Consider the following 19,067-nt stretch of genomic DNA (forward strand, 5'->3'; position numbering starts at 1 on the left):
CCGCGATCAGGGCGTGACCAGCAGCACCTTGCCGATGTGGCCGCTGGCCTCGACGATCCGGTGGGCCTCGGCCGCGTCGCTCATCGGGACCTCACGGTCGACGACGGGGCGGACATGGCCGGCGGCGAGCAGCGGCCAGACGTGTTCGCGCACGGCCGCCACGATGGCCGCCTTCTCCTCCAGGGGGCGGGCCCGCAGCGAGGTGGCGCTGATCGCGGCCCGTTTGCCGAGGAGGGCGCCGATGTTCAGCTCGGCCTTGAGGCCGCCCTGCATACCGATGATCGCGAGACGGCCGTTGACGGCGAGTGCCTGGACGTTGCGGTCCAGGTACTTCGCGCCCATGTTGTCGAGGATGACGTCGGCGCCCGCGCCGTCCGTGGCCTGCTTCAGCTCGGCGACGAAGTCCTGCTCGCGGTAGTTGATCAGGATGTCCGCGCCCAGCTCGGCGCACTGGTCCAGCTTCTCCTTGGTGCCCGCGGTGACGGCGACCCGGGCGCCGACGGCCTTGGCCAGCTGGATCGCCATGGTCCCGATACCGCTGGAACCGCCGTGCACGAGCAGCGTCTCACCGGGCCGCAGGTGGGAGATCATGAAGACGTTCGACCAGACGGTGCTGGTCACCTCGGGGAGCGCGGCGGCCCGCCGGAGATCGATGCCGTCCGGCACCGGCAGCAGCTGCCCGGCCGGCACGGCGACCTTCTCGGCGTATCCGCCGCCCGAGAGCAGTGCGCACACCTCGTCGCCGACGGTCCAGCCGGAGACGCCGGTGCCGACCTCGACGATCCGGCCGGAGCACTCCAGACCGGGGTAGCGGGAGGCGCCGGGCGGCGGCTCGTAGAAGCCCTGCCGCTGAAGGATGTCGGCCCGGTTGACGGCGCCGGCCACCACCTCGACCAGGACCTCGCCCGCGCCGGGTACGGGATCGGGGACCTCGTCCCACACCAGCGCCTCGGGACCACCAGGTTCGGAAATCGTGATCGCATGCATGGAGGGGACGCTACTCCTCCCCTCTCCTCACTCTCGATCATGCTGCCCGGCGGAATCGGCGGGCCCGGGAAACGGGACCGGGTGAAGCGCGAGGGAAAACGAGATGCGATCACCGATGAGTTCGGGCGACGGTAAAGGTCTCCCCATGCGTAGCCCAAGTACGCGGAAGGAACCCCCATGAGCCAGCACACCGCCGGCCTGGCGATCGAGACAGCGGGCCTGGTGAAGACGTTCGGCGAGACCAGGGCCGTGGACGGCGTCGACCTCGCCGTCCCCGCCGGCACGGTCTACGGCGTCCTCGGCCCGAACGGCGCGGGCAAGACGACCACCGTGAAGATGCTCGCCACTCTGCTGCGTCCGGACGGCGGCCAGGCCCGCGTCTTCGGCCACGACGTCGTCCGGGAGGCCGACACGGTACGCGGCCGGGTGAGCCTCACCGGCTAGTACGCGTCCGTGGACGAGGACCTCACCGGTACCGAGAACCTGGTGCTGCTCGGCCGGCTCCTCGGGCACGGCAAGAAGGCCGCCCGGGAGCGGTCCGCGCAGCTCCTCGCCGCGTTCGGGCTGACCGACGCGGCCGGAAAGCAGGTCAAGCACTACTCGGGAGGCATGCGGCGCCGGATCGACATCGCCGCGTCCATCCTCGGCACGCCCGACCTGCTCTTCCTCGACGAGCCGACCACGGGGCTCGACCCGCGCAGCCGCAACCAGGTGTGGGACATCGTGCGGGCGGTGGTCGCCCAGGGCACCACCGTGCTGCTGACCACGCAGTATCTGGACGAGGCCGACCAGCTGGCGTCCCGGATCGCCGTCATCGACCGGGGCCGGGTCATCGCCGAGGGCACGAAGGGCGAACTGAAGGCATCCGTCGGCGCCGGTTCCGTCCATCTGCGGCTGCGCGACGCCGAGCAGCGGCCGACGGCCGAGCAGGTGCTGCGGCTGGCCCTGGACGCGAACGTCCAGCGGGAGCCGGACCCGGTCGCGCTGACCGCCCGGCTCGACGCGGCGGTCGGCGACACCGCCGCCGCCCAGGCCGCCCGCGCCCTCGGGGAACTGGCCCGGGCCGGGGTCGTCGTCGACAACTTCTCCCTGGGCCAGCCCAGCCTGGACGAGGTGTTCCTCGCCCTCACCGGACACGACACGAAGACCGAAGCCGGCCCCGGGACACCGGACGGCCCCGACACGGCGGCCGCTGCCGGTACACCGGCCCGCGGCCGGAGGGGCGAGGTGGCGGCATGAGCACCGTGACCGGCACGGACGTCCAGGAACTCGCCCCCGTCAGCGCCGAGTCGCTGGCCGCGCTGCTCGTCGCGCAGGAGCGGCCGCCGCGCCCGAGCGCGCTCTCGGCCTCCCTCACCTTCGGCTGGCGGGCGATCCTCAAGATCAAGCACGTGCCTGAGCAGCTCTTCGACGTCACCGCGTTCCCGATCATGATGGTGCTGATGTACACGTACCTGTTCGGGGGCGCCCTGGCCGGGTCCCCGGAGGAGTACATCCAGTTCCTGTTGCCGGGCATCCTCGTGATGTCGGTCGTGATGATCACGATGTACACGGGTGTCTCGGTGAACACCGACATCGAGAAGGGCGTCTTCGACCGCTTCCGGTCGCTGCCGATCTGGCGGCCGTCGACGATGGTCGGCTATCTGCTGGGCGACGCGCTGCGCTACACGATCGCGTCCGTCGTCATGCTCACCGTGGGCATGGTCCTCGGCTACCGGCCGGACGGCGGGCTCGCGGGGGTGGTCGCCGGAATCGCCCTGCTGGTCGTCTTCTCGTTCGCCTTCTCGTGGATCTGGACGATGTTCGGGCTGCTGCTGCGCACCGAGAAGTCGGTGATGGGCGTCAGCATGATGGTGATCTTCCCGCTCACCTTCCTGTCCAACGTGTTCGTCGACCCCCGCACCATGCCGGGCTGGCTCCAGGCGTTCGTCAACAACAGCCCGGTCACCCATGTGGCCTCGGCGGTGCGGGGACTGATGGCGGGCGACTGGCTCGGCGCGGAGATCGCCTGGTCGCTGGGGTGGGCGGGGCTGTTCGTGCTGGTCTTCGGGCCGGTGACGATGCGGCTCTACAACCGCAAGTAGCCCCGACGCACAGGGCCCGACGGCTGCGTCTCAGGCCGGCGGGAGCGGCGGGACCCCGGGCATGCCGGGCGTCCCGAGCGGGGCCCGGGTGCGGTCCGGGCCCACCCGCACGATCGTGACCACCCGGTCCGTCGGTTCCAGCATGCCGATCGCCGGGTCGTCGTAGGCGAGGACGCGGTGCCCGCGGACGACACTCACCACCAGGTCGTCCGTCTCCCGTGGTCCGCGGCCCGCCTCGGCCTTGGTGACGGGCCGTTCCACGAGGTCGAGTCCGTCGCCCTGCTGGATGAGGTCCTCCATGACCCTGCCCGCCGCCGGACTGAGCACGGACAGGCCGAGGAGCCGGCCGGCCGCTCCGGCGCTGGTGATGACCTCGTCGGCGCCCGACTGCTTGAGCAGCGGTGCGTTCTCCTCCTCGCGGACCGCCGCCACGATCTTCGCCCCGGGGTTGAGCTGGCGGGCCGTCAGCGCCACGAGGACGGCCGTGTCGTCGCGCTGGGTCGCGATGACGATCCGTCCGGCACGCTGCACCTCGGCCCGCCACAGCACATCATTGCGGGTGGCGTCCCCGACCACGCCCTCGTAGCCCTCGGCCTTCGCCGCGTCGATCACCTTGGCGCTGGGGTCGATCACCACGACCTGCTCCTTGCGCAGGCCCGCCGCGCAGGCCGTCCGGATCGCGGACCGCCCCTTCGTACCGAAGCCGACGACGACAGTGTGGTCGCGCAAGGGGACCTCCGGGATCATGGATATCTGTGGCTCATGGACACGTGTTGCTTCATGACGGGTACGAGCCCGCCGGGAACCATGGTGCCCACCGATCGGATCACCGTCACAGGGGGCACACGATGAAGGACCACGAACGACAGCCGGCCGGCCCGGCCAGACTCACCCTCTTCAGGTCCCTCTGGTACCGCTCCCGCAGCGAGGCACGCGACGACGCGGAGGCGGGCCGTTCCATCACGATGCCCATGCGCATCGCCGTCCCCCCGCTCCAGCAGGTGCTGCGACGTCTCGCCATGGGCCTGCTGGTGCTGGCCCTCACCACGCTCATCGTCTACGCCGACCGCGACGGCTACAACGACAACTCGGACGGGTCCGTAGACCTCCTCGACGCCGCGTACTACGCCACCGTCACGCTCTCCACCACCGGCTACGGCGACATCACCCCGGTCAGCAGCACGGCCCGGCTCATCAACATCCTCGTCATCACACCGCTGCGCGTGGTGTTCCTGATCATCCTGGTCGGCACCACCCTGGAGGTGCTCACCGAGCGCACCCGTCAGCAGGTCCGCGTCCACCGCTGGCGGGCCCGCACCACCGACCACGTCGTGGTCGTCGGATACGGCACGAAGGGCCGCCACGCGGTGGAGACCCTCGTCGGGCAGGGCATCGCCAAGGACCGGATCGTCATCGTGGACGCCCAGCGCAAGTCCGCGCTCGCCGCCGGCGACGACGGGCTGGTGTCGGTGACCGGCGACGCCACCCGCTCCGAGACGCTCCTCAAGGCCGAGGTCCAGAACGCCTCCCGGGTGATCGTCGCCCCGCAACGCGACGACACGGCCGCCCTCGTCACCCTCACCGCCCGGCAGCTGAACCGGCGCGCGACGATCGTCGCGGCCGCCCGCGAGGACGAGAACGTGCCGCTGCTCAAGCAGAGCGGCGCGGACACCGTGATCACCAGTTCCAGCTCCGCCGGCCGGCTGCTCGGCGTCTCGATGGTCAGCCCGACCGTGGCCAGGACCCTGGAGAACCTGATGACCCTCGGCAACGGCCTGGATCTCATCGAGCGGTCGGTCAGCCAGGCGGAGGTCGGCAAGGCACCCCGCAGCTGCGCAGACCTGGTCGTGGCCGTGGTCCGGGGCAAGGAACTGCTGGACTACACCGACCCCCGGCTCACCCGACTCCAACTGGGGGACCGTGTGATCACCGTCAGCCGAGCCGTCCCGGCCCACGAGCAGGCATGACGCTGTTTCACGTGAAACAGGGCGCGAGGAACGCGCGGCCCGCCTGGAGATGGGGACGGGCCGAGACTGTTTCACGTGAAACACGGTGAATCAGGGCTGTTTCACGTGAAACAGGCGTCGATCCCGGCCGCCGCCCACGGCAGGTCGAGAAGTTCCGTCTCCTGACCCGCGCGGGCGCCGCCCGGCGGTACGACGGCGAGGGCGTCGGCCGCCGCGATGCCCCGCAGCATGGCCGGGCCGTTGTAGTGCAGCGGCACGGCATGATCACCCCGCAGGACGACCGGGATGAGCCGGGTGTCGTACGGGTGACCGTGCGCCGATTGCCGCAGCGGCAGCGTGTACGGCTCGGGAGCCGGCCGGGCGGCCAGGGTGCGCAGCAGCGGCTCGGCGAGCGTCAGCAGCCCGGAGACGGCCGCGAGCGGGTTGCCGGGCAGGCCGACGAGGTGCTGGTCCTCCTTGAGGCGGGCCAGCAGCATGGGGTGGCCCGGCCGCACCTTGACGCCGTCGACGAGGAGTTCGGCGTCGAGTCGGCGCAGGGTGGGGTGCACGTGGTCGACCGGTCCCGAGGCGGTGCCCCCGGTGGTGACGACGAGATCGGCGCCGGATGCGGTGATCGCCTTGTGCAGGGCCTGCGCGTCGTCACCGAGCCGGCGTACGGCGATGACCTCGGCGCCCAGCGCCCGCAGCCACGGGGGCAGCATCGGGCCGAGCGCGTCCCGGATGAGGCCGTCGTGCGGACGGCCCTCGGTGAGCAGCTCGTCGCCCAGCACGAGCACCTCGACCCGGGGCCGGGGGACGGCGGCCAGCGTGTCGTACCCGGCGGCGGCGGCGAGGCCGAGGACGGCCGGGGTCACCATCGCGCCGGCACGCAGCAGCTGGTCCCCGCTGCGGCACTCCTGACCCCGTGACCGGATGTCGTGGCCGTGCTGCATCTCGCGGGTCGGGTGCAGTCGGCCGTTGTCGTCGGTCCGGCCGTGCTCGCTGCGCAGTACCCCGGTGGTGTCCGGGGGGATCCGCGCGCCGGTGGCGATCCGCGCGGCCTCGCCGTCGGCCAGGCGCGCGGGCGCCGCACTGCCGGCCAGCACACCCTCCTCGCGTACGCGCCAGGGCCCGGGGCCGGCGACCGCCCACCCGTCCATCGCCGAGGTGTCGAAGGAGGGCAGGTCGGTGAGGGCCGTCAGCGGGGCGGCCAGCACGAGGCCGAGCGCGTCGTCGAGGGTCACGGACACGGGGGCCAGGCGGGCGGCACCGGACCGTGCGGCGCGGGCGGCGATCGTGCGGGCCTCGGGCCAGGAGGTCGCCCGGTGGCCGTGCTCGCCGGCGTCGCCCCGGTGACCGGTCTCGGGGGCCCGGGCCGGGGCGGAGGGGGAGGCGGAAGGCGAAGCGCCGCGGTCGCCTCCCTCGCCCTGAGCGGGGCGAGGGCCGCCGGCCGGGCGGGCGGTGCCGTTGCCGTCCTTCACGAGGGCGAGCGCCTCCTCGACGTCGAGGTCCTCGGCGTCGAGGCCCTGCCCGGTACCGCGGGCGGTCATCCGGCGTCCGGTCCGGAGCCGCCGGGCTCGTCGGCCTGCCGCACCTCGGCCTCCCCTCGCCCGGCCTTCTTCTCCTGCCCGGCGTCCTCCTGCTCGGCCTCCCGGGCCCAGCGCAGCGCCAGCGCGGCGGCCTTGCGGGCCGCCTCGGCGACGGCTTCGGGGCCTCCCCGGGCCTGCGCGGCCGCATAGCCGACCAGGAAGGTGGTCAGCGGCGCTGCGGGCCTGGCCACCCCGTGGGCGGCGTCGCGGGCGAGGTCGAGGAGGGCGCCGGTGTCGACGTCGAGGTCGATGCCCAGCTCGTCCTTGACTGCGGAAATCCATTCATCCAACACGTGGTCATGCTCCCTGATACGTGCCCTGGCGGCGGCGATGTCGTCCCAGGTGTCGCAGTCGAACGACGCGAGCGGGTCGGGGACGCGGGTGAGGTGGAGTCCGGCGGTCAGCCGGCGCAGCGGCAGTCCGGTGAGGCCGCCCTCGCGGGCGGTGAGCACCGCCAGTTCGCGGCGCAGGGCAGCCGTGCGGTACGCGGCGACGAGCGGCTGGTCACGGTCGTCGGCGTCGGTGAGCAGCACGCCCTCGGCCGGGCCGGCGCGCAGGGCGCTCAGCAGCCGCCGTACGGTGTCCGCCCCGAGGAAGGGCAGATCGGCGGAGAGGACGAGGACGTCGTCCGCCGCGGTGTGGCGCAGGCCGGCTTCGAGCGCGGCGACGGGTCCCGCGCCGGGCGGGTCCTCGCGTGCCCAGCGCACGGGCCGGGCGGTGGGGCGGGGGTCGGCGACGACGACGGTGGTGCGCGCGCCCGCACAGGCGCCGAGCACCCGGTCGAGCAGCGCGCGCCCGCCCACCCGCACGCCCGGCTTGTCGGCGCCGCCGAGCCGGCGGGCGCCGCCACCGGCGAGTACGACGGCGTCGTGGGCGGCGGGCTCGTTCGGGGTCACCCCCCGAGTATGCGGGCCGCCCTGGGGATGCGGGCCCGTCCGATCACGGGAAACGCCCGAATCGCCGGGGCCCGCCCGCAATCACAGGGTGCGCAACAGCACCGCCGGCCGCTCCACGCAGTCCGCCACGTAGCGCAGGAAGCCTCCCGCCGTGCCGCCGTCGCACACCCGGTGGTCGAAGGTGAGCGAGAGCTGGACGACCTGGCGCACCGCCAGCTCGCCCTCGTGCACCCACGGCTTGGGGACGATGCGGCCGATCCCGAGCATGGCCGCCTCGGGGTGGTTGATGATCGGCGTGGAGCCGTCGACTCCGAACACCCCGTAGTTGTTCAGGGTGAAGGTGCCGCCGGTCAGGTCGGCGGGGGTGAGGCGGCCGTCCCGGCCCGCCTCGGTGAGCCGGGCGAACTCCGCGGTGAGCCCCTCGGCGTCCCGGGCGTGCGCGTCGCGGACGACGGGCACGACGAGTCCCCGCTCGGTCTGCGCGGCGAAGCCCAGGTGGACGTGGTCGAACCGGACGATCTCCCGGGCCGCCAGGTCGACGGTGGAGTTGAGCTCCGGGAAGCGGGCCAGCGCCGCGGTGCAGATACGCGCGAGCAGCGCGAGGAGCGAGATCTTCGGCCCGCCGGACGCGTTCATCGCCGCCCTGGCCCGCATCAGCTCCGTGGCGTCGGCGTCCACCCAGCAGGTCGCGTCGGGAATCTCGCGCCGGCTGCGGGAGAGCTTGTCGGCGACGGCGCCCCGAACGCCCTTGAGCGGAACGCGGCGGCTGTCCGAGGGAGCGGAGGACCCGGGCGGCAGCTGTGCCGCCTGCTCCAGGGGACCAGGAACGGCCCCCCGCAACGCGTTCTCCACGTCCGCCCGCAGGATGAGCCCCTGGGGCCCTGAGCCCGTGAGCTCGCGCAGGTCCAGGTTGTTCTCCCGGGCGAGTCTGCGCACCAGGGGGGAGATCACGGGAACGGGGCCGGTGGAGCGGTCGGTCCCCTCGGCCGGGACGCCGGGGAGAACCGGGGCGGCCGGGACAGCCGGGGCGGCCGGAGCAGCCGCGACGGGCACGGAAGCGACGGGTTCCGGTCGCGCAGACCGGACGCGGCGCCTGCGCGCGGGTGCCTCCGAGGTGCCGTAACCGACGAGCACGTTGCCCGACCCCTCGGCGTCCCCGGCGAGAACGTCCGGGCCGCCGGTGGCCGGAGCACCGACCGCGACCGTGATCAGAGGGGCGCCGACGGGCAGTTCGGCGCCCTCCTCGCCGAAGCGGGCGGTGACCACACCGCCGTAGGGGCAGGGCACCTCGACCATCGCCTTGGCCGTCTCGACCTCGACGACCGGCTGGTCGACGGCGACGACGTCGCCGACCTGGACCAGCCAGCGGACGATCTCCGCCTCGGTGAGTCCCTCCCCGAGGTCGGGGAGCTTGAACTCCAGGACCTGTGCCATCAGTTCTCCGCCTCCCACTGCAACCGCGCGACGGCGTCCAGGATGCGGTCGACACCGGGCAGGTGGTGGCGCTCCAGCATCGGCGGCGGGTACGGGAGGTCGAACCCGGCGACGCGCAGCACCGGTGCCTCCAGATGGTGGAAGCAGCGCTCCGTGACGCGGGCCGCGATCTCCCCGCCGGGGCCCCCGAAGGAGCCCGACTCGTGCACGACGACGGCGCGGCCGGTCCGCCGCACCGAGGCGCAGACGGTCTCGTCGTCGAAGGGCACCAGGGAACGCAGGTCGACGACCTCGAGGTCCCAACCCTCGGCGCGCGCGGCCTCGGCGGCTTCGAGGCAGACCGGCACCGAAGGACCGTAGGTGATCAGCGTGGCGCTCCGGCCCGGGCGCCGCACCACCGCGCGGCCGATCGGTTCGACACTCTGCGGCTCCTCCGGGTTCCACGAGTCCTTGGACCAGTACAGGCGCTTGGGTTCGAGGACGATGACCGGGTCGTCGGAGGCGATGGCGGCGCGCAGCAGACCGTAGGCGTCGGCGACCGTGGCGGGCGTGACGACATGGAGGCCGGGGGTCGCCATGTAGTACGCCTCGGAGGAGTCGCTGTGGTGCTCGACGCCTCCGATGCCACCGCCGTAGGGCACCCGGACGGTGATCGGCAGGGGCATACGGCCGCGGGTGCGGTTGCGCATCCGGGCGACATGGCTGATGAGCTGCTCGAACGCCGGGTACGCGAAGGCGTCGAACTGCATCTCCACGACCGGCCGCAGTCCGTACATCGCCATGCCGACGGCCGTGCCGAGGATGCCCGCCTCGGCGAGCGGGGTGTCCGTGCAGCGGTCCTCGCCGAACTCGGCGGCGAGCCCGTCGGTGACCCGGAAGACGCCGCCGAGGGTGCCCACGTCCTCGCCCAGGACGTGCACGGACGGGTCGGCGGCCATCGCGTCCCGCAGCGCGCGGGTGAGCGCCTGCGCCATGGTGGCGGGCTTGAGGGCGACGGTGGTCATCGGTGCGTACCCTCCTGGTCGGCGTGCTCGGCCTCGAGCTCCGCCCGCAGCAGGGCCTGCTGTTCCCGCAGTTGGGGGGTGGGTTCGGCGTACACGTGGGCGAACAGTTCCATGGGGTCGAGGACGGCGTCCTGGTTCATGCGGGCGCGCAGGTCGGCGGCCATCGCCTCGGCGGCGTCCCGCGCGGACTGCTTCGCGTCGTCGTCGAGCAGCCCGCGCGTGGTGAGTTCGCGCTCCAGCAACTGGATCGGGTCGTGTTCGCGCCAGGTCTCGACCTCGGCGTCACCGCGGTAGCGGGTCGCGTCGTCGGCGTTGGTGTGGGCCTCGATGCGGTAGGTCACCGCCTCCACGAGGGTGGGGCCGCCGCCTTCGCGCGCGCGGCGTACGGCGTCGGTCAGCACCTCGTGCACGGCGGCCGCGTCGTTGCCGTCCACCAGGCGGCCCGGCATGCCGTACCCGACGGCCTTGTGGGCCAGCGAGGGGGCGGCGGTCTGCTTGGCGAGCGGTACGGAGATGGCGAAGCCGTTGTTCTGCACGAGGAAGACGACCGGGGCCTGCCAGACGGCGGCGAAGTTCAGCGCCTCGTGGAAGTCGCCCTCGCTGGTGCCGCCGTCGCCGACCATGGCCAGCGCGACCACGTCGTCGCCCTTGAGGCGGGCGGCGTGCGCGAGACCCACGGCGTGCGGCAGCTGGGTGGCCAGCGGGGTGCTCAGGGGCGCCACACGGTGCTCGTAGGGGTCGTAGCCGGTGTGCCAGTCGCCGCGCAGCAGGGTGAGGGCCTCGACGGGGTCCACACCGCGGGCGACGACGGCGAGGGTGTCGCGGTAGCTGGGGAAGAGCCAGTCCCGCTCCTGGAGGGCTAGCGCGGCGGCGACCTCGCAGGCCTCCTGGCCGGTGCTGGAGGGATAGACGGCGAGTCTGCCCTGCTTGGTGAGGGCGGTGGCCTGGACGTTGTAGCGACGGCCGCGCACCAGCTGTGCGTACAGCCGGCGCAGCAGCTCCGGGTCGGCCTGCGCGGCCGCGTCGGTGCCGAGGACGCGGTACGGCTCCGCGTCGGGCAGCAGCGGCGCGGGGTCGGTACGGGGCTGCCAGGCCGGCGGCGGAGTCGGCCGGTAAGCGCCCCGTTGCTCCATGACCGTCATGACGGCACCTCCTCGTGGAAGCGGCTACGGGAGGCGCGCCGGTTGTGATGCGCCTCACCTACCGATTGTTCGGTCGTCGGCACATTTTGGCTACAGCGCCCCTCAGGCTGTGGACAAACGGTTCTCCACAACCTGAGATGGGTGCAGGACGTCCATGGCAGGGAGGCAGGGGGACATGGCACCTGAACAAATGGCCGAAGGGCCGGAGAGCGGCACCACGCCGCCCCCGGGCAGCCCTCCGTCGCCGACCGGTGCCCCGTCGCCGCCCAGCGCCCCGTCGCAGGGCAACGCCCCGCTGCCGCCGCCGCGTCCGCTGGACGCCATCGACCAGGACATCCTCCAGATGCTCCAGGCGGACGGCCGCGCCTCGATACGGTCGGTCGCCGAGCGGGTCCACGTCTCGCGCGCCAACGCCTACGCGCGGATCAACCGGCTCATCGAGGACGGCGTCATCCGCGGCTTCGGCGCCCGGGTCGACCACGAACGCGCCGGTCAGGGCACGAGCGCCTACATCACGCTGAAGATCGTGCAGAACTCCTGGCGGACGGTGCGCGAGCAGCTCAGACTGCTGCCCGGCGCCTCGCACATCGCCCTCGTCGGGGGCGATTTCGACGTCCTGCTCCTGGTGCACACGCCCGACAACAGGGCGCTGCGCGAGGTGGTGCTCACCCGGCTCCAGGCGATCCCCGAGGTGCTCAGCACGCGCACGCTGCTGGTCTTCGAGGAGGAGGACCTGGAACCGCAGGGCTGAGCCTCGGCCGGGCGGGACCGGCGGCACCGCGGCTGAGCCATCAGGGGCAGGGGCCACCCAGGGAACCGCGGGGCTGAGCCCTACGGGGCCGTGCGCAGCCCCTCGAAGACCAGCCGCACGACGGCGTCGGCGACCTCGCTCTCGACCATCCCGCGGCCGCCCGGCCGGTACCACTCGACGATCGAGTTGATCATCCCGAAGACCAGTCGGGTCGCGAGCCGCACTTCCATGTCACCGCGGATGTCCCCGTCGGCGGCGGCCGCCTTCAGCAGTTCGGCGACCCGGTGGTCGAAGTCGCGGCGCCGCTCCAGGGCCCACCGCTCGGTGTCGGTGTTGCCGCGCACGCGCAGCAGCAGTGTCACGTAGGGCAGTTCGCCGATGAGCACCTCGACCATCCGCCGCACGACGTACTCCAGGCGCTCCGAGGCGTCCCCCACGCGCGCGTGCTCCTCCTCGAGAATCCCGAAGAGGTTGTCCAGCGCCCGGCTGACGGCCCGCCGCAGCAGTTCCTCCTTGCCGGCGACGTGATGGTAGATCGACGACTTGGAGATACCGGCAGCCTTGGAGAGGTGCTCCATGGAGGTGCCGTCGTAGCCGCGTTCGATGAAGACCTGGACGGCGACGGAGAGCAGCGTCTCCGGGGTGTACGTGTCGCGCTTGGCGGTGGTCACGAGGTGCCCTCCCGCTTCTCGGTGGCGTAGGAGTGCCGGTAGAGCGCGAGGGACGGCGCGTAGCGGCCCGAGGGGTCGCGCTCGTGCAGGTCGTCCAGGAGGGAGCAGGCCCAGGTGCGGCCCAGCCTGCGGCTCCACTCGAAGGGGCCGAGGGGGTAGTTCACGCCCAGGCGCATCGCGGTGTCGATGTCCTCCTCGGTGGCGACGCCCTTGGCCACGGCGTCGTGCGCGAGGTCGACGATCCGCGCGACCGTACGGGCGACGATCATGCCGGGGACGTCGCCGATGACGCTGACGTCCTTGCCGAGCGCCTGGAACAGGCCGATCGCCTCGGACATCGTCTGCGTGGAGGTGTCCTGGGAGGCGGACAGGGCGATGCGGGTGGCCTTGCGGTAGTCCAGGGCGAGGTCGAAGTAGACGACGTCGCGGAACTCCACGGAGGTCTGGCCGTCGGCGAGGGCGAGCTGGCCGTCGCCGGGCAGCACCAGGCGGGTGCCGTGGTCCTCCTCCTCCTCGCGGACCTGGATGCCCGCCTCGCGGATCAGCGCGAGCAGCTCGGAGGCGGGGCCCAGGTTGCCCTCGGCAACGACGTAGGCGGGCGGCCGGGCCTTCTCCGCGGTGTGCGGTTCGGCCGACTCGGCGGCCCCGCTGCCGGCGGAGTAGTCGTACCAGCCCTGGCCGGTCTTGCGGCCGAGGCGGCCCGACTCGACGAGGCGGCGCTGGGCGAGCGAGGGCGTGAAGCGCACGTCCTGGAAGAAGGACCGCCACACGGAGTGCGTGACCGACTCGTTGACGTCCTGGCCGATCAGGTCGGTCAGCTCGAAGGCGCCCATCCTGAAGCCGCCCGACTCGCGCAGGATCGCGTCGATGGTGGCCGGGTCGGCACCCTGCGCCTCGTAGACGGCGAACGCCTCGGCGTAGAAGGGCCGCGCGATGCGGTTGACGATGAAGCCGGGGGTGTCGGCGCATGCGACCGGCGTCTTGCCCCAGGAGCGGGCTGTCTCGTACGCGCGCGTGGCCGACGTGACGTCGGTGGCGTACCCGGAGACGACCTCGACCAGCGGCAGCAGCGGCGCCGGGTTGAAGAAGTGCAGGCCCACCAGACGACCCGGGTTGCGCAGGGCGCCCCCGACGGCGGTCACCGACAGGGACGAGGTGTTGGTGGCGAGCAGACAGTCCTCGCCGACGACGTCCTCCAGCTGCCGGAACAGCTCCTGCTTGGCATCCAGGAGCTCTACGACGGCCTCGACGACGAGGGAGCAGTCGGCGAGGTCGGAGAGGCTCTCCGCCGGCCGCAGACGGGCACGTGCCTCGTCCCGGTCGGTGGCGGCGAGGCGGTCCTTCTCGACGAGCCGGTCCAGCCGGGCGCCGATCGCGGCGGCCGCCTCCCGGGCGCGGCCGGGCACGGTGTCGTACAGCCGAACGGGGTGGCCGGCGACGAGCGCGACCTGGGCGATGCCCTGGCCCATGGTGCCGGTGCCGACGACGGCCACGGGGCTGCTGAGGTCGAGTGCTGTCATGTGCGCGATCCTCCCGCACTGGGTTTTCCACAGATGCGGCAGGCCCCCTTGTCCCGACCGATCGTTCGGTTACTCTAACCCTGACTGGCTGTTCCTGCCCAGGTTTCCGCCAGGTCATGAGCTCGACGGAGAGTTCTCAAGACGAGGAGTTGGTCCCGCATGGCCGCCGCCGAACCGACCGCGCACGCTCTGATCGCCCAGCACCGGCCCACCCTCGACCAGGCCCTGGAAGCGATCCGCACCCGCGCGTACTGGTCCCCGCACCCGGAACACCCCAAGGCCTACGGGGAGAACGGCAGCCTGGACGCCGCGGCCGGCAAGGCCGCCTTCGACGCCGTGCTGCACACCCGCCTGGACCTCGGCCAGCCCGGCACCGACGACTGGGTGGGCGGCGAGATCTCGCCCTACGGCGTCGAACTGGGCGTGACCTACCCGCACGCGGACGTGGACACGCTGCTGCCCGCCATGCGGGCCGGACAGGGCGCCTGGCGGGACGCGGGCCCGGAAGTGCGCGCGGTGGTCTGTCTGGAGATCCTCAAGCGGATCAGCGACCGGACGCACGAGTTCGCGCACGCGGTCATGCACACCTCCGGCCAGGCCTTCATGATGGCGTTCCAGGCGGGCGGCCCGCACGCGCAGGACCGCGGCCTGGAGGCGGTGGCGTACGCGTACGCGGAGCAGGTCCGCACGCCCGGCACGGCGGAGTGGAGCAAGCCCCAGGGCAAGCGCGACCCGCTCGCGATGACCAAGACCTTCACACCCGTCCCGCGCGGGATCGCCCTGCTCATCGGCTGCAACACCTTCCCGACGTGGAACGGCTACCCGGGCCTGTTCGCCTCCCTGGCCACCGGCAACGCGGTCCTGGTCAAGCCCCACCCGCGCGCGGTGCTGCCGCTCGCGCTGACCGTGGGCGTCGCCCGCGAGGTGCTCACCGAGGCCGGCTTCGACCCGAACCTGGTCGCGCTGGCCGCCGAGCGTCCCGGCGAGGGCATCGCCAAGACCCTGGCCACCCGCCCCGAGATCAGGATCGTCGACTACACGGGCTCGACCGCCTTCGGCGACTGGCTGGAGGCCAACGCCCGCCAGGCGCAGGTCTACACCGAGAAGGCCGGCGTCAACACGGTGATCGTGGAGTCGACCGCCGACTACAAGGGCATGCTCGCCAACCTGGCGTTCTCGCTCTCCCTGTACAGCGGCCAGATGTGCACGACCCCGCAGAACCTGCTGATCCCCCGCGACGGCATCCGCACCGAAGACGGCGCGAAGACCTTCGACGAGGTCGTCGCCGACCTCGCCCGCGCGGTCGACGGCCTCCTCGGCGACGACGCGCGCGCGAACGCGCTGCTCGGCGCGATCGTCAACCCGGACGTCAAGGCCCGCCTGGAGGCCGCCGCCGGCCTGGGCGAGGTCGCCCTCGCCTCGCGCGAGGTCGGCAACCCGGAGTTCCCGGACGCCATCGTGCGCACCCCGGTGCTCGTCAAGCTCGACGGGGCGCGGAAGTACTGGGACGGGGCGGACGACGAGGCCGCCTACCTGGACGAGTGCTTCGGCCCGGTCTCCTTCGCCGTCGCCGTCGACTCCGCGGCCGACGCGATCGCCCTGCTGCGGCGCACGGTGCGCGAGAAGGGCGCGATGACGGTCGGCGCGTACACCACCGACGCGGAGGTCGAGCGGGCGATCGAGGAGCTCTGCCTGGAGGAGGCCGCCCAGCTCTCCCTCAACCTCACCGGCGGGGTCTACGTCAACCAGACGGCCGCGTTCTCCGACTTCCACGGCTCGGGCGGCAATCCGGCGGCCAACGCGGCCCTCACCGACGGCGCGTTCGTCGCGAACCGCTTCCGGGTGGTGGAGGTCCGCAGGGACGCCTAGGCACGCACACCTAGGGAACGTGCGGTGCGCCCCCGGTGGCACTCCAGTGGTACAGCGTCATGGCCACACTGGTCGCGAGGTTGTAGCTGGAGACCTGGGGGCGCATCGGCAGGGCGAGAAGGTGGTCGGCACGCGCGCGCAGCTCGGCGGAGAGCCCGCTGCGCTCCGAGCCGAAGGCCAGCAGGGCGTCGTCCGGCAGCTTGACGCCCCGGATGTCGTCACCCTCCGGGTCGAGGGCGAAGACCGGGCCGGCGGGCAGCTCGTCGACGGTCAGCCGCTCCACGGCGGTCGCGAAGTGCAGCCCCGCCCCGCCGCGCACCACGGTCGGATGCCAGGGGTCGAGCGTGCCGGTGGTGACCACCCCGGTGGCCCCGAAACCGGCGGCCAGCCGGATCACCGCGCCCGCGTTGCCGAGGTTGCGCGGGTTGTCCAGGACCACGACGGGAGCCACGCGGGGCACGTGCCCGAGCCGCTCCAGGCCGGCCTCGCGGGAGGGCCGTACGGCCAGGGAGGCGACCGCGGTGGGATGCGGGCGCGGCACCAGGGAGGTGTACGTCGCCTCCGGGACCTCCGTCAGCAAGGCGTCCAGTGCGTCGCGCACGTCCGGGGCGAGTTCGTCGGCGAGGGCGAGCGTCGCCCGCCGGTCGGCAGCGACCGCCACCGGGACCTCGGCCCCGAAGCGCACGGCGTGCTTGAGGGCGTGGAAGCCGTCGAGCAGGACGCAGGCGTCGGCGAGCCGCCGCCACCGGCCGAGCGGATCGGAGCCCGCGGTCATGGGGTCGGTCATGCCGTGAACCCTACGCGCGTGTGCTCGGGGTTCTCCTGGGCCGACGTCTCCGGCGCCGCCTTGCGACCGCCGCCGGAGGACAGCAGTTCACGCGCGCGTGCCGCCCATCCGCCCACCCGCCGCAGGAAGCCCGTCGGCAGGAACACGGCGTCCGTCGCGATCATCGCCAGCGAGAAGAACGGCAGCCCCAGCAGCAGGGCGATCACCGTGTGCTCCGTCATCATCAGGGCCAGCAGGATGTTCTTCAGCCGCCGGTTGGCGAGCGTGAACGGGAAGGCGACCTGCACGATGACGGTGCCGTAGGTGGCCAGCAGGACCATCGTGCCGCTGGCGGCCAGCAGGTCGGCGAGCGCGGGCCAGGGCGAGAAGTAGTCCAGGTGCAGGGGGTAGTACGCGGCGGTGCCGTCCTGCCAGCGCGAGCCCTGGATCTTGTACCAGCCGGCCGTCGCGTAGATCAGACAGGCCTCGGCCATGATCACGACCAGGGCGCCGTTGTGCAGGATGTTGCCGATCACGTCGAGCAGGATCCGGGGCTCCGCCGACTTCGTGCGCCGGTCGACGGCCCACCACAGGCCCTGCACGGTCCACGCCGCCCAGAGCAGCGCGGGAATGGTCCAGGCGCTGTGGAAGCGGCCCGCCACGGTCACCGTGACCAGGACGAACCCGGCCACGGCCCACAGACCGGGGCCCACCCGGTCGGTGACCCGCTCCCCACGCGCGCGTGCCTCGTGCGCCCGCCGTGCCCGCCGCGCGTCCAGCGACCACACCCGGCCGCACCGCATGAACACGAGGTAGATCGACATCAGGTGCAGGACGTTGTCCCCGCCGTCCCCCACGAAGACGCTGCGGTTCTGGAGCGACAGCACGCCGACCATGAACAGCACCGACATCGCGCGGGTGCGCCAGCCGAGGAGCAGCAGCGCGGCGGAGAGCAGCGCGAGCAGGTACACCGCCTCGAACCAGCCCCGCCCGTCCGACCACATCAGGGCCGTGAACGCGCCGTTGGTGTCGATCAGCTGCCGGGCCAGCTCCCAGTCCCAGGGCCCGTCGGGGCCGTAGAGCTCGTGCCGGTGCGGGAACTCGCGCAGCAGGAACAGCAGCCATGTCGCGCTGAAGCCGATCCGGACCACCGCGCTCTGGTACGGCGCGAGCGCCGGCTCGGTGACACGGGCGATGACGGCGGACACCGTCAGGGAGAACCGGTTCACCTCGTGCCTCCCTCGGTCTCGCCGTCCGGCGCCGACCACCAGGACAGCACGCGGTACACCGGGCTCGTCGACACCTTCTCGGTGCTCCATTTCGGCGGGGCCACATTGGTGGTCTGCGAACGGACCTGTATCCGCTCGACGACGCCGCCGTCACCGGCCGCGCCGCCGCGCTCCAGACGCAGCACCACGATGTGGCGCAGGTACGTCTCGGAGAGGGCTCCGCGCAGGCCGACGGGGTGGTTGTCGTTGTCGTGCGTGGCGGTGAAGAAGTCCCAGGCGCGGCGCAGCTCGTTCTGCTGGGTGTGGCTCGGCACCAGATTGCCGTCGATGGCCCGGCCGTCCTGCGCCGACAGGTCGTACCAGCCGGTGGTCCGCGACCCACCGTCCGCGGTCCGTACCTGGGCACGGACCTGGACGGCGATGTTCTGCTGGAGCGGGTTCGGCGCGAACAGTTTCCAGTTCTGCTCGAACTCCGGGTAGATCCAGTCGTCGATCGCCTTGCCGTGCGCCTTGCTGACGGTGTTCGACGGTGCGACGTGCAGGAACACCATCCCGACGTGCACACAGACGGTCACCGCGACGACGGCCAGCGCCAGCGCGGCGCCGACCTGATAGCGCAGGGAGAGGGCGGCCACGCCGGTCCGGCCTTCCGGCGGTCGGGACTCACCGACGAGAACGGCGTCCGGGTCGCCGACGGGATGGCTGTCACCTGCCTGATCACCGACCGGACCACCGTCAGGCTCGCCGACGGGAGCACCGGTGGGAGCATCGACGGACTCGCCCAAGGCGTCCTCGCCGAGGTCGCCGTGTTCGGCCCGGGGGGAGGCGGATTCGGGTTCGGGTTCAGGGCTCGGAAGTTCGGCTCGGGGGCGGGGGACGGCGTCCCGGGCGGGTGACGTCTCCGTGTCCGCCCCCGCCTCCCCTGACGTGTTCCGCCCCTGTGGAGAGCCGGGCCCTCCGTCGTGCACGTCCATTCCGCCCCGTTCCCCGATGCCGGTCGTCCTCGCGCTGCGTCGCGCAATCGCGAACGGTACTCAGCCTCACCCGTTCGGCGCAGCCCCCTCCCCGCGACACCCGGGCCGGCGAAGGCCGGGGCAGGTTGTCCACAGGGGATGCCCGCAGGTTATCCACAGCGGTTGACACCTTACGACGGCCGTCCCACCATGGAATCGCACGGAC

Annotated in this window: 15 protein-coding genes and 2 pseudogenes; 5 read left to right on the forward strand and 12 right to left on the reverse strand. The window is 72.6% G+C overall.

Translation table 11 applies throughout. From position 1 onward, the window contains the following. Positions 1–6 precede the first annotated feature (6 nt). Positions 7–987: an NAD(P)H-quinone oxidoreductase gene (locus OG440_RS18190; protein ID WP_406007876.1), complete on the reverse strand. Its 981-nt coding sequence runs from the start codon at positions 985–987 to the stop codon at positions 7–9. A gap of 177 nt (positions 988–1,164) precedes the next feature. Here OG440_RS18190 and OG440_RS18195 point away from each other — a divergent pair. Beyond that, positions 1,165–2,226, forward strand: a pseudogene (locus tag OG440_RS18195) (ATP-binding cassette domain-containing protein). Further along, positions 2,223–3,071, forward strand: coding sequence for an ABC transporter permease (locus OG440_RS18200; protein ID WP_406007877.1), 849 nt, complete (start codon positions 2,223–2,225; stop codon positions 3,069–3,071). The pseudogene OG440_RS18195 and the gene OG440_RS18200 overlap by 4 nt, the downstream one beginning before the upstream one ends. Before the next feature lie 30 nt (positions 3,072–3,101). Here OG440_RS18200 and OG440_RS18205 read toward each other — a convergent pair. Beyond that, a pseudogene (locus tag OG440_RS18205) lies at positions 3,102–3,800 on the reverse strand (potassium channel family protein); the annotation flags it as partial. Positions 3,801–3,919: 119 nt separating this feature from the next. Here OG440_RS18205 and OG440_RS18210 point away from each other — a divergent pair. Continuing rightward, positions 3,920–5,038 carry a potassium channel family protein gene (locus OG440_RS18210; RefSeq protein ID WP_406007878.1) on the forward strand — a complete coding sequence of 373 codons (1,119 nt, stop codon included), beginning with the start codon at positions 3,920–3,922 and terminating at the stop codon, positions 5,036–5,038. Between the two features lie 101 nt (positions 5,039–5,139). Here the strand turns inward: OG440_RS18210 and OG440_RS18215 are convergent, their stop codons facing one another. The 5 genes from OG440_RS18215 to pdhA all read right to left on the reverse strand — a co-directional run bounded on the left by OG440_RS18215 (position 5,140) and on the right by pdhA (position 11,082). Continuing rightward, positions 5,140–6,567 carry a molybdopterin molybdotransferase MoeA gene (locus OG440_RS18215; RefSeq protein ID WP_406007879.1) on the reverse strand — a complete coding sequence of 476 codons (1,428 nt, stop codon included), beginning with the start codon at positions 6,565–6,567 and terminating at the stop codon, positions 5,140–5,142. Then, positions 6,564–7,502, reverse strand: a complete 939-nt coding sequence (locus OG440_RS18220) for an NTP transferase domain-containing protein (protein WP_406007880.1) — start codon at positions 7,500–7,502, stop codon at positions 6,564–6,566. Before OG440_RS18220 ends, OG440_RS18215 begins: the two co-directional genes overlap by 4 nt. 81 nt (positions 7,503–7,583) lie before the next feature. After that, positions 7,584–8,936, reverse strand: a complete 1,353-nt coding sequence (locus OG440_RS18225) for a dihydrolipoamide acetyltransferase family protein (protein WP_406007881.1) — start codon at positions 8,934–8,936, stop codon at positions 7,584–7,586. Beyond that, the gene (locus OG440_RS18230; protein WP_406007882.1) at positions 8,936–9,940 is read right to left on the reverse strand and encodes an alpha-ketoacid dehydrogenase subunit beta; all 1,005 of its coding nucleotides are present in this window, start codon (positions 9,938–9,940) and stop codon (positions 8,936–8,938) included. The genes OG440_RS18225 and OG440_RS18230 overlap by 1 nt, the downstream gene beginning before the upstream one ends. Beyond that, complete coding sequence (gene pdhA / locus OG440_RS18235) at positions 9,937–11,082, reverse strand: pyruvate dehydrogenase (acetyl-transferring) E1 component subunit alpha (RefSeq protein ID WP_406007883.1); 1,146 nt, start codon at positions 11,080–11,082, stop codon at positions 9,937–9,939. The genes OG440_RS18230 and pdhA overlap by 4 nt, the downstream gene beginning before the upstream one ends. A gap of 175 nt (positions 11,083–11,257) precedes the next feature. Between pdhA and OG440_RS18240 the strand changes: the two genes are divergently transcribed. Beyond that, on the forward strand, positions 11,258–11,833 hold the full coding sequence (locus OG440_RS18240; protein WP_406007884.1) for an Lrp/AsnC family transcriptional regulator: 576 nt from the start codon (positions 11,258–11,260) through the stop codon (positions 11,831–11,833). Between the two features lie 80 nt (positions 11,834–11,913). Here the strand turns inward: OG440_RS18240 and OG440_RS18245 are convergent, their stop codons facing one another. Together OG440_RS18245 and OG440_RS18250 are read right to left on the reverse strand one after the other, a co-directional pair. After that, the gene (locus OG440_RS18245) at positions 11,914–12,504 is read right to left on the reverse strand and encodes a TetR/AcrR family transcriptional regulator (protein WP_406007885.1); all 591 of its coding nucleotides are present in this window, start codon (positions 12,502–12,504) and stop codon (positions 11,914–11,916) included. Continuing rightward, positions 12,501–14,024 (reverse strand): 3-hydroxyacyl-CoA dehydrogenase, encoded by a 1,524-nt coding sequence (locus tag OG440_RS18250; protein ID WP_406007886.1) that lies wholly within the window; start codon positions 14,022–14,024, stop codon positions 12,501–12,503. Before OG440_RS18250 ends, OG440_RS18245 begins: the two co-directional genes overlap by 4 nt. Positions 14,025–14,183: 159 nt before the next feature. Between OG440_RS18250 and paaN the strand changes: the two genes are divergently transcribed. Beyond that, complete coding sequence (gene paaN / locus OG440_RS18255; RefSeq protein ID WP_406007887.1) at positions 14,184–15,893, forward strand: phenylacetic acid degradation protein PaaN; 1,710 nt, start codon at positions 14,184–14,186, stop codon at positions 15,891–15,893. Positions 15,894–15,903: 10 nt separating this feature from the next. On the opposite strand, the gene OG440_RS18260 is transcribed toward paaN, so the two are convergent. The 3 genes from OG440_RS18260 to OG440_RS18270 are packed head-to-tail and all read right to left on the reverse strand — an operon-like array spanning position 15,904 to position 18,862. After that, entirely contained in the window at positions 15,904–16,680 is a 777-nt protein-coding gene (locus OG440_RS18260; protein ID WP_406007888.1) for a TrmH family RNA methyltransferase, read from the reverse strand. Beyond that, positions 16,677–17,888, reverse strand: a complete 1,212-nt coding sequence (locus OG440_RS18265) for an HTTM domain-containing protein (RefSeq protein WP_406007889.1) — start codon at positions 17,886–17,888, stop codon at positions 16,677–16,679. Before OG440_RS18265 ends, OG440_RS18260 begins: the two co-directional genes overlap by 4 nt. Continuing rightward, on the reverse strand, positions 17,885–18,862 hold the full coding sequence (locus OG440_RS18270; protein WP_406007890.1) for a DUF5819 family protein: 978 nt from the start codon (positions 18,860–18,862) through the stop codon (positions 17,885–17,887). The genes OG440_RS18265 and OG440_RS18270 overlap by 4 nt, the downstream gene beginning before the upstream one ends. Between the last annotated feature and the right edge of the window lie 205 nt (positions 18,863–19,067).

The organism is Streptomyces sp. NBC_00637 (assembly GCF_045161545.1).
In the GTDB taxonomy this organism is placed as follows: domain Bacteria; phylum Actinomycetota; class Actinomycetes; order Streptomycetales; family Streptomycetaceae; genus Streptomyces.

Coding starts and splice junctions, on each gene's coding strand:
- OG440_RS18190 (WP_406007876.1), bottom strand. CDS start 987: ATGCATGCGATCACGATTTCCGAACCTGGTGGTCCCGAGGCGCTGGTG.
- OG440_RS18200 (WP_406007877.1), top strand. CDS start 2,223: ATGAGCACCGTGACCGGCACGGACGTCCAGGAACTCGCCCCCGTCAGC.
- OG440_RS18210 (WP_406007878.1), top strand. CDS start 3,920: ATGAAGGACCACGAACGACAGCCGGCCGGCCCGGCCAGACTCACCCTC.
- OG440_RS18215 (WP_406007879.1), bottom strand. CDS start 6,567: ATGACCGCCCGCGGTACCGGGCAGGGCCTCGACGCCGAGGACCTCGAC.
- OG440_RS18225 (WP_406007881.1), bottom strand. CDS start 8,936: ATGGCACAGGTCCTGGAGTTCAAGCTCCCCGACCTCGGGGAGGGACTC.
- OG440_RS18230 (WP_406007882.1), bottom strand. CDS start 9,940: ATGACCACCGTCGCCCTCAAGCCCGCCACCATGGCGCAGGCGCTCACC.
- pdhA (WP_406007883.1), bottom strand. CDS start 11,082: ATGACGGTCATGGAGCAACGGGGCGCTTACCGGCCGACTCCGCCGCCG.
- OG440_RS18240 (WP_406007884.1), top strand. CDS start 11,258: ATGGCACCTGAACAAATGGCCGAAGGGCCGGAGAGCGGCACCACGCCG.
- OG440_RS18250 (WP_406007886.1), bottom strand. CDS start 14,024: ATGACAGCACTCGACCTCAGCAGCCCCGTGGCCGTCGTCGGCACCGGC.
- paaN (WP_406007887.1), top strand. CDS start 14,184: ATGGCCGCCGCCGAACCGACCGCGCACGCTCTGATCGCCCAGCACCGG.
- OG440_RS18260 (WP_406007888.1), bottom strand. CDS start 16,680: ATGACCGACCCCATGACCGCGGGCTCCGATCCGCTCGGCCGGTGGCGG.
- OG440_RS18270 (WP_406007890.1), bottom strand. CDS start 18,862: ATGGACGTGCACGACGGAGGGCCCGGCTCTCCACAGGGGCGGAACACG.